At 57.8% G+C, this 11,295-nt stretch carries 15 protein-coding genes; 8 read left to right on the top strand and 7 right to left on the bottom strand.

Translation table 11 applies throughout. The features are described 5' to 3' along the window. Positions 1-20: 20 nt before the first annotated feature. The 3 genes from LOY31_RS15520 to galU all read right to left on the bottom strand — a co-directional run bounded on the left by LOY31_RS15520 (position 21) and on the right by galU (position 3,554). The gene (locus LOY31_RS15520; protein ID WP_221535013.1) at positions 21-872 is read right to left on the bottom strand and encodes a HemK/PrmC family methyltransferase; all 852 of its coding nucleotides are present in this window, start codon (positions 870-872) and stop codon (positions 21-23) included. After that, complete coding sequence (locus LOY31_RS15525; RefSeq protein ID WP_221535014.1) at positions 869-2,302, bottom strand: FAD-binding oxidoreductase; 1,434 nt, start codon at positions 2,300-2,302, stop codon at positions 869-871. The genes LOY31_RS15520 and LOY31_RS15525 overlap by 4 nt, the downstream gene beginning before the upstream one ends. A gap of 412 nt (positions 2,303-2,714) precedes the next feature. Then, positions 2,715-3,554 carry a UTP--glucose-1-phosphate uridylyltransferase GalU gene (gene galU / locus LOY31_RS15530; protein WP_007958937.1) on the bottom strand — a complete coding sequence of 280 codons (840 nt, stop codon included), beginning with the start codon at positions 3,552-3,554 and terminating at the stop codon, positions 2,715-2,717. Between the two features lie 247 nt (positions 3,555-3,801). On the opposite strand from galU, the gene LOY31_RS15535 reads away from it, so the two are divergent. Both LOY31_RS15535 and LOY31_RS15540 read left to right on the top strand, forming a co-directional pair. Beyond that, the gene (locus LOY31_RS15535; RefSeq protein WP_258711802.1) at positions 3,802-3,990 is read left to right on the top strand and encodes a hypothetical protein; all 189 of its coding nucleotides are present in this window, start codon (positions 3,802-3,804) and stop codon (positions 3,988-3,990) included. 140 nt (positions 3,991-4,130) lie between these two features. After that, a complete protein-coding gene (locus tag LOY31_RS15540) occupies positions 4,131-4,427 on the top strand; it encodes a hypothetical protein (RefSeq protein WP_127798285.1) in 297 nt (98 codons plus the stop codon). Positions 4,428-4,429: 2 nt separating this feature from the next. Here LOY31_RS15540 and LOY31_RS15545 read toward each other — a convergent pair whose 3' ends face one another. Beyond that, positions 4,430-4,660, bottom strand: a complete 231-nt coding sequence (locus LOY31_RS15545; protein ID WP_258711803.1) for a hypothetical protein — start codon at positions 4,658-4,660, stop codon at positions 4,430-4,432. A gap of 72 nt (positions 4,661-4,732) precedes the next feature. Further along, positions 4,733-5,089 (bottom strand): hypothetical protein, encoded by a 357-nt coding sequence (locus tag LOY31_RS15550; RefSeq protein WP_007958931.1) that lies wholly within the window; start codon positions 5,087-5,089, stop codon positions 4,733-4,735. A 211-nt stretch (positions 5,090-5,300) separates the two neighbouring features. Here LOY31_RS15550 and LOY31_RS15555 point away from each other — a divergent pair, with 211 nt between their 5' ends. The 5 genes from LOY31_RS15555 to ada all read left to right on the top strand — a co-directional run bounded on the left by LOY31_RS15555 (position 5,301) and on the right by ada (position 8,436). Beyond that, positions 5,301-5,603, top strand: a complete 303-nt coding sequence (locus LOY31_RS15555; protein ID WP_007958929.1) for a DUF1883 domain-containing protein — start codon at positions 5,301-5,303, stop codon at positions 5,601-5,603. 34 nt (positions 5,604-5,637) lie between these two features. Then, on the top strand, positions 5,638-5,808 hold the full coding sequence (locus LOY31_RS15560) for a hypothetical protein (protein ID WP_007958927.1): 171 nt from the start codon (positions 5,638-5,640) through the stop codon (positions 5,806-5,808). A 90-nt stretch (positions 5,809-5,898) separates the two neighbouring features. Then, positions 5,899-6,612 (top strand): 2OG-Fe(II) oxygenase, encoded by a 714-nt coding sequence (locus LOY31_RS15565; protein ID WP_258711804.1) that lies wholly within the window; start codon positions 5,899-5,901, stop codon positions 6,610-6,612. 5 nt (positions 6,613-6,617) lie between these two features. Next, positions 6,618-7,280, top strand: a complete 663-nt coding sequence (alkB, locus tag LOY31_RS15570) for a DNA oxidative demethylase AlkB (RefSeq protein ID WP_408980451.1) — start codon at positions 6,618-6,620, stop codon at positions 7,278-7,280. Between the two features lie 88 nt (positions 7,281-7,368). After that, positions 7,369-8,436, top strand: a complete 1,068-nt coding sequence (gene ada, locus LOY31_RS15575; RefSeq protein ID WP_085603346.1) for a bifunctional DNA-binding transcriptional regulator/O6-methylguanine-DNA methyltransferase Ada — start codon at positions 7,369-7,371, stop codon at positions 8,434-8,436. Here ada and LOY31_RS15580 read toward each other — a convergent pair. Together LOY31_RS15580 and LOY31_RS15585 are read right to left on the bottom strand one after the other, a co-directional pair. Beyond that, complete coding sequence (locus tag LOY31_RS15580; protein WP_258711805.1) at positions 8,433-8,891, bottom strand: GyrI-like domain-containing protein; 459 nt, start codon at positions 8,889-8,891, stop codon at positions 8,433-8,435. The two genes, ada and LOY31_RS15580, sit on opposite strands and share 4 nt — an antisense overlap. Before the next feature lie 61 nt (positions 8,892-8,952). After that, positions 8,953-9,936 carry an MDR family oxidoreductase gene (locus tag LOY31_RS15585; RefSeq protein WP_258711806.1) on the bottom strand — a complete coding sequence of 328 codons (984 nt, stop codon included), beginning with the start codon at positions 9,934-9,936 and terminating at the stop codon, positions 8,953-8,955. Between the two features lie 214 nt (positions 9,937-10,150). On the opposite strand from LOY31_RS15585, the gene LOY31_RS15590 reads away from it, so the two are divergent. Continuing rightward, positions 10,151-11,212, top strand: coding sequence for a nitronate monooxygenase family protein (locus tag LOY31_RS15590; RefSeq protein WP_258711807.1), 1,062 nt, complete (start codon positions 10,151-10,153; stop codon positions 11,210-11,212). Positions 11,213-11,295: the final 83 nt, after the last annotated feature.

An 11,295-nucleotide genomic window follows, 5' to 3' on the forward strand; every position in this document is an offset into this window, starting at 1 on the left:
CTAAAGCTCCTGTCCAAAATTCACTGAGGCTTGCGGCCAATTGTCATTACCGAGCTACCCGATGCATCGGACTCGTCCTTGTCGATCACTGTTCGTACGTCAGACAAATGATCGCACCTGAACAATTCACGCACCGCTTCAGCCTGATCTTCGCCGTGTTCCATCACCAACCAGCCGTCGGGAACTAGCAACCGGTTAGCAAGAGCAATAATCTGCCGAATCAGCTCAAGACCATCGGCCCCCGAATAGACAGACGCTTGAGGGTGATGCTCACCCCATTCAGGCAGCAGCTCCTGAGCCTGCGGAACGTAGGGAGGGTTAGCCACAATCAGATCGACATGCTGATCGAATTGCACAAACGCCTGCTCGTCGCGAACATCTGCCTGTAAGTAGCTTGCGTGTACGCCCTTGCAGGACAGGCGACCGATATTGCGTTTGAGATACTGAACGGCTATCGGATCAAACTCTACGCAAGTGACGTCGAGATCAGGTCTGCGCTGGGCAATCGCAAGACCTATTGCACCGCTTCCTGCACACAGGTCCAGAACCCTTGAGCCAGATTGCAGCGCAGCACTGCTCTCGATCCATTTGTGAATGACTTTGCTGTGTGGACGCGGGATGAATACCCCGCTTCCGACGACCAACGACAACTCGTCAAAGTCCACCGTGCCGACAATATGTCCGAGCGGAATCCGGTTGCAGCGCTCATGGACAGCCAACATGAACTCTTCTAGTGCCCGACTTTTATCCGCACGTTCGATAAAGCGATCCACTAGACAACTCAAGTCTTCTTCCAGACTCCAGACGCCAGACTCTTGTAGCAGAGTTCGTGCCTGATTAATGGCGAGGCACTCACGCTCGGAAAGACTCATGACCACTCCCGATAATATTGGGAGAGTTTATTCAGGATTGATTCGTATAGATAAGAGAACGCTACCAATTCTGGTGGCGGAGTAAACGAAGGATGCAAGTCATTTATCAATTGTTGATAGTTGCGCGACAAACCTTCATCCAGCAGTGGAAACCAATAAGGTTTTATATCCCAACGATACTCATAGCCCGTGGCAAACATTTGTTGCACAGTTTCCTTTACAGTATCTTCGCGAGCAAATCCGACCAGCGGAGCACGCACTGGAGTAAACGGACTGAGATCAAGACCGGTATTCTTCATGCCAGTCAAACAGTCCGCTATATAGCCTGCCAACAATGGTGACTGGTGTAGCCCATCCCGATAAGTACCAGTTGCGAGCCAAAGGCCCTCTATGCCGCACTCACCAATCAATGGGAAACCGTCGGCCGGAATAGGCCTATTGCCAACCTGAATGGAAACAACTTCAGCACCATGCAGATCCAGACTCAATTGATCGACAGCGCAATCAAGCAAGAACTGCACATCCGAAATCAGCGCATGCGTCTTCGGCTGCTCGGAGATAATATTGGTCGCCCCAAGGTATAAGATTCCATCACCACGAGGGACGCAGTGCAGCCCACAGGCAAACGCACGGTTCGGGGTACGAATGACGGAGCTTGGCAGCTCGACGCCCTCCGGCATTTTCACCAGGATGGACACGCCATACCCGCTGAAGAGCGGTGGAATCTTCTTCACCACATCGTCGAAATCACTCAACAGATCCAGAGAATGAACACCCGCAGCGACGATCACTTTCCGGGCCCATAACACGTCCCCACCGCTTAACTCCACGCCTGTAGCTACACCGCCCTCAGCCAATACTCGCTTGGCATTCTCATTTTTCAGAGTGCCCCCTTCAGCGACAAATGCGGCATCAAGCTTCTCCAGCAACAGATGGGAATTCACTGAATGTTCGTTCGGTATGTAGAGCCCTCGCAGAGGACGAACGAGATGATTGGGCTTGAGCCACTCCATTTTACGTGGATCAATGACTTCGTAAGGTTCGCCGCACTCACTCAGAGTGTTCTCGATGGTGTCGTAGTTGACGCTATCGACTTCGTCCATACCCGCCGTATTGAGCAGAATGTGGGTGCCCATTGCGGTGAACAGGGAGGTTGTATTGCGAGAGGATATGGCGAGACGCTCTGCCCAACTCGGCCATAATTGCTGAGCCTGCCGGTCCATATCCAACTTCAATCGACCAAAGTCGCTTGCCAGCAATCCGTTGGTAACCTCCCCAAAACATCCGTTCATTGCCCCAGCAGCCTTTGACGCTGCATTCGCACGATCGGTTTCGCCTACTCGACAGACATTCAAACCTCGCGATGACAATTCATACGCGATTGAACCACCCACAGCTCCTGCACCTACAACAATGACGTCGAACTCCATGTCTTGACCTCAAAATATTACGACTTAAGAAAATTGAATTTCCACCTTTTAAAAACAAAACATTTCTATAATTTCGTTACATTACAGTTCAACAGAGCATTTGTTTCATATTGTATCCCTGAAATACTTTCACACATTCAGCCAGAAAAAAATGAACAAAAGCCAGAAAACACAAAGACTAACCACCTAGTTAGCCAGTTGAATATTTTTCAGACAAAACACCAAATGAAAATATGAAGTTACAAACCACCGACAAAAGCGCGGCAATTATTTTTTACTTAACTCAAATAACTCATTCCGAAACTGAATTTTCCGACATCCATAAACGCAAACGCCCCGAACATGTCGGGGCGTTTGTTTTAGCGTCAAACTATTCAGACCGTGTGACGTACCTTCAGACAGTCAGTCTTTATCAGTAAGCCTTGCCAGTCTTGTAGAAGTTCTCGAAGCAGAAGTTGGTTGCTTCGATGTAGCCTTCAGCACCACCGCAGTCGAAACGCTTGCCCTTGAACTTGTAGGCCATCACGCAGCCGTTCTGGGCTTGTTTCATCAGGGCGTCGGTGATCTGGATTTCACCGCCTTTGCCTGGCTCGGTCTGTTCGATCAGGTCGAATATGTCCGGGGTCAGGATGTAACGGCCGATGATCGCCAGGTTCGACGGTGCGTCTTCCGGCTTTGGCTTCTCGACCATGCTGTGTACGCGGTAGATGTCGTCGCGGATCATTTCGCCAGCGATCACGCCGTACTTGCTGGTTTCCTGCGGATCGACTTCCTGGATGGCAATGATCGAGCAGCGGAACTGCTTGTACAGCTTGACCATCTGGGTCAGCACGCCGTCGCCTTCAAGGTTGACGCACAGGTCGTCCGCCAGCACCACGGCGAACGGCTCGTCACCGATCAGCGGGCGACCGGTCAGGATCGCGTGACCCAGGCCTTTCATTTCGGTCTGACGGGTGTAGGAGAACGAGCACTCGTCCAGCAGCTTGCGAATACCGACCAGGTATTTTTCCTTGTCGGTGCCTTTGATCTGGTTTTCCAGCTCATAGCTGATGTCGAAGTGGTCTTCCAGAGCACGCTTGCCACGGCCGGTCACGATGGAGATTTCGTTCAGGCCAGCATCCAGAGCTTCTTCGACGCCGTACTGGATCAGTGGCTTGTTTACCACCGGCAGCATTTCTTTGGGCATGGCCTTAGTCGCTGGGAGGAAGCGAGTACCGTAACCGGCTGCTGGGAACAAGCATTTCTTGATCATATAAGTCCTTGAAAGGGCTGTGTGTACGAGTTTCGGCGCAGTCTAATCAGGCGGAGCGCACCTTACAATGCCCCGCACTGGCTAACCGATGTCAACATAGAGAAATATTCCGGCGGATAGTTCAATCCGCTCGCAGAGGCTGCGCAATCAGCGTAGCCCAAAGATCTCGGAACACCTCATCGACCTGCGCCAGATCGCCGATTTACCGTTATCATGGCGCCTTTGAACCAGCCAACGAGGCCGTTAGATGTCCGCAGCAAAAATCATCAATGGGTACACCGTCGCCAAGGGGAAAGATGGCCAGTGGCATATCACCGCCGCCAACGGCGAAGATGTGTCCGGCCCGTTGCCCACTGAAGCGATGGCGATTGAAGTAGCCGCGGTGCTTGATTACACGCCTCCGGCACCGAAGCGTCGCGGCAAGGATCAATTCTGATCCGCAACGACGAATCCCGGCCCTGCCTTCGCGCAGGGCTTTTTTTGGACTGCGCACAAAGACGTGGCCAATCGCTATAACCTTTTCATGCCGGCGCTGTCATAGCGTCTAGCCCCCTCCTCCTCGAAGACGACATTGCCATGATCAACCGCCCCTTCATCAGCTTCCTGCCCCTGATTGCGCTCGCGGCCCTGGCCGGCTGCGCCACCTCGCAGACCACCTACCTGAACAATGGAGAACAAGGGTTGAGCATCGACTGCTCCGGCGAAGCCAATTCCTGGGCCACCTGTTATGAAAAGGCGGACGCATCGTGCGCCGGAACCGGTTACCGCATCGTCGGGACCGACGGCACACCGGCGCCCAAGGAAGACGACAAGACGCTGGGCGTCGATGTCGGCAACTACAAAACCCGTAGCGTGGTGGTCGTGTGTAAATAGCCTTACATGTGAATTTCGGCGAACTTGATCCCCAGCCCGCGTACAACCTCGATCAGGTCGTCGAGCCGGTTGAAGGACTCGACTTCGTCGTTATCGTCGACCAGAAAGTAACTGCGACCGGCGCTTTTCTTGAAAAACACGATCCACTCCCCCGGATTCGCCGGGTTCTGGATCACATGGGTCGCCGTAATGAGCCCTTCCTTGTGTCGCTCCCGCACCTGCTCTCTCTTCATTCACCGCTCCAGAAATGACAATGCCGCCACAGCAACGCTGTGACGGCATCAATGCTGACTGCTGACAGTCTATCAGCCGGAAATACAGGCCGTGGCGGCTTTGCGCACATCCCATGGACGCAGCGGCACATTGGACATCCGCTCGTGCAGCTTGATGCTGCTGCCACCGGAGCGATCCTCGATGTCAAACACCGCGGCCGGACCCGATCCCAGCTTGCCCGGAACGATGACCCGGACTTCGTCCTTGCTCCGCTCTACCTGCAGGGCACCCCGGCTGCTGGACAGCTTTTCGGCCAGGCACTCAGCATATTCATGGGGTTTCTTGCCGGAAATGACGTTCATGGTCGGCAACGTTTCATTGATTTCCGAAACGCTTGCGCAACCACCCATAGCCAATGCCAACGGCAGAATCACCACACCCCACTTCATACAAAACCTCCGATAAAGACCCTCCGACAGCACGAATGCCGTTTTTCTCCGAGGCCTGCTGCATTTAACTCACATAGAATCGTGAATATCTGTTTTTAATTGTCAAAGCGGTGCCTGACAGCCGGATAATAACCTGTCCGGGCTGATAAACTGCGCCAATCGACAATGCTATCGTTTTGATTTTGTAGAAAAAGCCCTTCTGGAGGCGCCCATGAAATTCATTCACCAGCGCGAGCACCTCAACGAAGACGACATCGTCGTCATTCAATGCTCGCAAACCTGCAACATCCGCTTGATGAACGACGCCAACTTCCGCAGCTTCAAGAATGGCGGCCGTCACACCTATCACGGCGGTGCTTTCGACACATTCCCGGCCCGCATTACCGCGCCGAGCACCGGTTTCTGGAACATCACCATCGACACCGTCAACCGCCGCGCGATCAGCGTGACCCGCAAGCCGACCCTGACGCACTCGATCAAGATCATTCGCCGCTCCAGCTCCAAACTCAGCTGAGCAGTTCCGCCAACGCAGACAGGTAAGCATCAACGTGGCCCAAACGACCAAATACGTGATCAAGTACAAACTCAACGGTGAACGCCGCTTCGAGTTCGCCCAGCTGGAAAACGGCACGCCGGAAGAAGCCAAGGCCGCACTGGATGCCCTGCATGGCCAGAGCGATGATGTGATCAGCGACATCAGCGTCAGCAAGGCCCTGTAAGACCCGGGCGAAATTCGACCGCAAGCGGCGGAGTGTTGCGACCGGGTGGACGGCCCAGACTGATACCTGAATGTAAGCCAAGGAATCAGCATGTCACCCTCACCCGCCTCCCCGCTCGATGCGCTCGACTGGATTGCTCTGGAGCAGCAACTGGATCAGGACGGTTGCGCCGTCATCCGCACGCTGCTGCGCCCGGACACCTGTGATCGGTTGAGTGCGCTTTACCCACAAAGTGAACCGTTTCGATCCCAGGTCATCATGACCCGCCACGGTTTCGGGCGCGGTGAATACAAATACCTGCGCTATCCGCTTCCATCCGTGGTGGAACGCCTGCGCAGCGCGCTTTACCCGCGACTCGTGCCTCTGGCCAACCGCTGGCATGAACGAATGGGCCTGCCAGCGCGCTTTCCAGAGCAACACAGCGAGTTTCTCGCGCGCTGCCACGCCGCCGGTCAACTGCGGCCTACCCCGCTCTTGCTGCAATACGGTCCGCAGGACTACAACTGTTTGCATCAGGACCTGTACGGCGAACATGTATTTCCGTTGCAGGTGGCGATTCTTCTGTCAGAACCTGGCGAAGACTTCACCGGCGGTGAGTTCGTCATGACCGAACAACGTCCGAGAATGCAGTCCCGTCCGCTGGTGATGGACCTGAGAAAAGGCGACGCGCTGATCTTTGCCGTCAACCAGCGCCCGGTCAAAGGCGTGCGCGGCGACTATCGGGTGACCATGCGCCACGGTGTCAGCCGGCTGCACAGCGGAAAACGGCATACTCTGGGCATCATCTTCCACGACGCGACCTGACGATCATGCAAACCACCTTCGATCTGTTCGCCGACACAGAATCCGAGCAGCCCCGGCGCGCCGAACAGATCGGCGAGCAATCCTGGGTGCTACGCGGCTTTGCCCTGTCGCAAATCGAGCAGTTGTTGCCGGCCCTGGAATCGATCATCGCCTGCGCCCCGCTGCGCCACATGATGACACCCGGGGGCTTCAGCATGTCGGTGGCCACCAGCAGTTGCGGCGCACTGGGCTGGATCACCGATCGAAGCGGCTACCGCTATTCATCCGAAGATCCCGTGAGCCACCAACCCTGGCCAGCCATGCCCGAGGTGTTTCGCGAGCTGGCCCAGACCGCAGCGAATCGCGCCGGATTTGCCGACTTCGTACCGGATTCCTGCCTGATCAATCGTTATGTCCCAGGCGCGAAGATGTCGTTGCATCAGGACAAAGACGAAAACGCCTACGAAGCGCCGATCGTTTCTCTGTCATTGGGCTTGCCCGCAACATTTCTGTTCGGCGGTTTCGCTCGCGGCGACAGGAGCCAGAAGATTTCGCTGCTGCACGGCGACATGGTGATCTGGGGCGGCGTCGACCGACTGCGCTATCACGGCATCCTGCCGATCAAGCCTGGCCGGCACCCGCGCCTTGGCGAACAGCGCTTCAACCTGACGTTTCGCACCGCTGGATAATCCTGCAAAGTTTGACCGCAAGGGTCGGAGTGTTCCGGCCGGTGGCACTGGTTAACCTGAAATTCAACAGGTCAACGGACTCTCCATCATGAAAACGCTTTCCACCTCGCTGAACACTGAAGACGATCCACGCTGGGCCGCTGTCGTCGCACGCGACCCTCGGGCGGACGGCCAGTTTGTCTATGCCGTGAAAACCACCGGCATCTATTGCCGCCCCAGCAGCCTGGCGCGCTTGCCGAAACCGCAGAACGTCGAGTTCTTCGACACCGCCGAGGACGCCGAGGCCGCGGGCTATCGCCCCAGCAAACGGGCGAGCAAGGATCAGACCGAAGTCGCTGCACAGCACGCCGCCACCGTTGCCGCAGCCTGCCGACAGATCGAGGCGTCGGAAAACCTGCCGGCGCTCAACGATCTCGCCGAAACCGCCGGCCTGAGCGCCTTCCATTTTCATCGTGTGTTCAAAGCCGCAACGGGCCTGACGCCCAAAGGCTACGCCGCCGCGCATCGTTCGCGCCGGGTTCGTCAGCGTCTGGCCGACGGCGGCTCGGTGACCGAGGCGTTGTATGACGCTGGCTTCAATTCCAACAGCCGTTTCTACGAGGCGGCCGATCAGGTACTAGGCATGAAACCCGGCGACTTCCGGGCCGCCGGCCAGAACAACGACATTCGCTTCGCCGTCGGCCAGTGCTCGCTCGGCGCCATTCTGGTGGCACAGAGCGAGCGCGGGATCTGCGCGATTCTGCTGGGGGACGATCCGCACCAATTGGTGTGCGACCTGCAGGACCAGTTTCGCCGGGCCAACCTGATCGGCGCCGATGCCGAGTTCGAACAACTGATCGCCCGCGTCGTTGGCTTCATCGAAGCGCCTGCCATCGGGCTGGATTTGCCGCTGGATGTGCGCGGCACGGCGTTTCAGGAACGGGTGTGGCAGGCGCTGGGCGAAATACCGGTCGGCAGCACCGCCAGCTATGCGGATATCGCCTTGCGTATCGGCTCGCCAAAAGCCGTGCGCGCAGTGGCCCAGGCTTGCGGCGCCAACAGCCTCGCGGTAGCCATTCCGTGCCACCGTGTGGTGCGCAGCGACGGCAATCTCAGCGGCTACCGCTGGGGCGTGGAGCGCAAGCGTGAGCTGTTGCTGCGCGAAACGCCGGCTTAACGCAGGCCGATGTAAATCGCCACCGATTCGGGGCCGGTATAGGCCTCGAAATCGGTGGCGAATCGACGCTCGATCTGCGGATTGGCTTCAAAGTGCTGCCAGATTCGACCCCAGGTCTCGATGACCGCTCCCGGCAACGGGCCGCGCCCTTCGAACATCAGATAATTGCCGCTTTCGATCCGGATCGTCTCGAAGTCTGCTGACGGTTCGGTCACCGCCACCCCGGCGATGACATCGAATGCCCCGGAGGCATCCGACTCGTAAGCCGAATACACGCCATACACTGACGACTCGGTCAGTTTGCCGGAAATCACCTCGGCCAGCCCCTTGGCAAAAAACTGCCCCCACATCGGACCGATCTGCGCGGTTTCAGGATTGTGTTCGGCTGCGTTGGTGGTGCGTACGCGCAGGCCGGAAACCGTGAATGCATCGACGTATTGCTGTTGTAAGTCCATCGAAAACGCCACTCCATTAGCTCGAAGTGCGGCCCGGGCGGGCCGCGATGGCGCTAATGTGTCAGCGATTGACGTCGACCACAACCCGCCCGCGCAACTGACCGGCGAGCAGCTTCGGGGCCGCTTCGAGGGCTTCGCCGAGGCCGATTTCGTGGCTGATCAGCGGCAACAGCGCGAAATCCAGATCCTTCGCCAGACGATCCCAGGCCTCGATGCGGCGCGCCTTGGGCTGAGTCACGCTGTTGATCCCGGCCAGTGTCACGCCACGCAAAATGAACGGCGCCACAGACGCCGGAAAGTCCATGCCCTGAGCCAGGCCGCACGCGGCCACGGTGCCTTCGGCCCGGGTGCTGGCGCAGGCATTGGCGAGCGTGTGGCTGCCGACCGAATCGATGACGCCCGCCCAGCGCTCTTTGGCCAGCGGTTTTCCGGGTTCCGACAGAGTGGCGCGATCAATGATTTCGCCGGCACCCAGTTGTTTCAGGTATTCGTGTTCCGACACCCGACCGGTCGAAGCGACCACGCGGTAGCCCAGCTTGCTCAGCAATGCGATGGCAAAACTGCCGACGCCACCGTTGGCACCGGTCACCAGCACTTCGCCCTGTTGTGGTGTCACGCCGTTGCGCTCCAGTGCCATGACGCACAGCATCGCCGTATAACCCGCCGTGCCGATGGCCATGGCTTGTGCAGCGGTGAATGCCTTGGGCAGCGGAATCAGCCAGTCACCGTTCAATCGCGCTTTTTGCGCCAGACCGCCCCAGTGGTTTTCACCGACGTCCCAGCCGTTGAGCAGAACCGCATCGCCAACCTTGTAATCCGGGTGCGAGCTGACTTCGACGGTGCCCGCCAGATCGATCCCCGGCACCATCGGAAACTTGCGCACCACCGGGCTGCTGCCGGTGATCGCCAGGCCGTCCTTGAAGTTCAGCGTGCTGTACGCGACGCGTACCGTCAAATCGCCTTCCGGCAACTGCTCGTCGTTGATCTCCTGCAGGTTGGCGCGATAACCGCTGTCGTCTTTGTCGATCAAAATGCCTTTGAACATGACTGCCTCTCACGGGTGGAATTCAGGATGTCGAGGGATTGGAATAGCACACTGCAACATTTTGCCCCACTCGACCTTTAGCCAATCGGGCCCGGACGCCGAGCCGGCGCCGGCTGTTCAAGCTACAAATCTGTGCTGGTCACGGGGGTGGCTTTGCGTTAAAAAACCGGCTGCTACAGTCACTGCCCTGTTTTGTCGTCGGAGAAGCTATTCCATGAGCCAATGGCCTGATACCCGCATTCTTGACCTGTTCGGCATCGAACTGCCGATCATCCAGGGCCCCATGGCCGGTGCCACCAATTCATCCATGGTCATCGCAGCGTGCAACGCCGGTGGCCTCGGTTCGATGCCGGCCGCGATGCTGACCATCGAGCAGCTGCGCGAAGAGCTGAAAACCATTCGCCAGGGCACGAACAAGCCGTTCAACGTCAACTTCTTCTGCCATCAGCCTCCGGCCGCCGATGAGCAAAAGGCCCGCGACTGGAAAAACCTGCTGGAACCCTACTATCGCGAGCTGGGTGTCGATTTCGATGCGCCGACGCCGGTGTCCAACCGCGCGCCCTTCGATGCGGCCGCCTGCGAGGTGCTGGAAGAGTTTCGCCCTGAAGTGGTGAGCTTCCACTTCGGCCTGCCGGAAAAATCCTTGCTGGATCGGGTCAAGGCCACCGGCGCGAAAATCATCTCGTCGGCGACCACCGTCGACGAAGCGATCTGGCTGGAGCAGAACGGTTGCGACGCGATCATCGCCATGGGTTACGAGGCCGGCGGCCATCGTGGGATGTTTCTCAGCGATGACCTGAGCAGTCAGGTCGGTACGTTTGCCCTGGTGCCGCAAGTGGTCGACGCGGTGAGTGTGCCGGTGATCGCTGCCGGTGCGATTGCCGATGCGCGCGGCGTGGCGGCAGCGTTCCTGCTCGGCGCTTCGGCGGTTCAGGTCGGCACGGCGTATCTGTTTACCCCGGAAGCAAAGGTCAGTGCGTCGCACCACAAAGCCTTGCGCACCGCCAAGGAAAGCGAGACGGCGGTGACCAATCTGTTTACCGGGCGCCCCGCACGGGGGATTCTCAATCGGGTGATGCGCGAGCTGGGTCCGATGTCGGACAAGGCCCCTGCCTTTCCGCTGGCGGGCGGTGCCTTGATGCCGTTGCGCGCGAAGGGTGAGGCGGAGTTCAGCAACCTCTGGGCCGGCCAGGCGTTCACGCTCGGCAAAGACCTCGGCACCGCTGAACTGACCCGGCAACTGGCGGTAGGCGCACTGGCAAAACTGACGCGATGATGACCCCGAACGGGTGAGGAGCGTGGCGCCCTCACCCGTTTCAAAGCAGTGCTTCCCGTTTGGCGGCATTTCGCTATATATTT

The organism is Pseudomonas sp. B21-021, assembly GCF_024749205.1.
GTDB classification, from domain to species: Bacteria; Pseudomonadota; Gammaproteobacteria; order Pseudomonadales; family Pseudomonadaceae; genus Aquipseudomonas; species Aquipseudomonas paraglycinae.